Origin of the sequence: Stenotrophomonas sp. AS012628 (genome assembly GCF_010608305.1) — a bacterium.
Classification (GTDB): Bacteria; Pseudomonadota; Gammaproteobacteria; order Xanthomonadales; family Xanthomonadaceae; genus Stenotrophomonas; species Stenotrophomonas geniculata.
Genome location: NZ_VMBJ01000145.1, coordinates 1 through 265 on the forward strand (window position 1 = coordinate 1; position 265 = coordinate 265).

Here is a 265-nt window from a genome sequence, read left to right on the forward strand (position 1 = left end):
CTGCAGACGCGCAACGGCAAGCGCACCGGCAAGGCGAGCCTCAGGATCGCGGTCGAGCTCGCGGCCGAGGGCCTGATCAGCCAGGACGAGGCCGTCTCGCGGGTCGACCCCGCTTCGCTCGATCAATTGCTGCACCCGACCATCGATCCGAAGGCCGAGCGGCGCATTCTGGCCTCCGGCCTGCCGGCATCGCCCGGCGCCGCCCAGGGCGAGATCGTGTTCAACTCGGACGAAGCCGAGGCGATGAGGGCCAATGGCCACAAGG

At 69.8% G+C, this 265-nt stretch carries 1 pseudogene; it reads left to right on the top strand.

Features of this window, described 5'->3' with window-relative positions:
* Positions 1 to 265: pseudogene (locus G5A07_RS21340) on the top strand (pyruvate, phosphate dikinase); the annotation flags it as partial.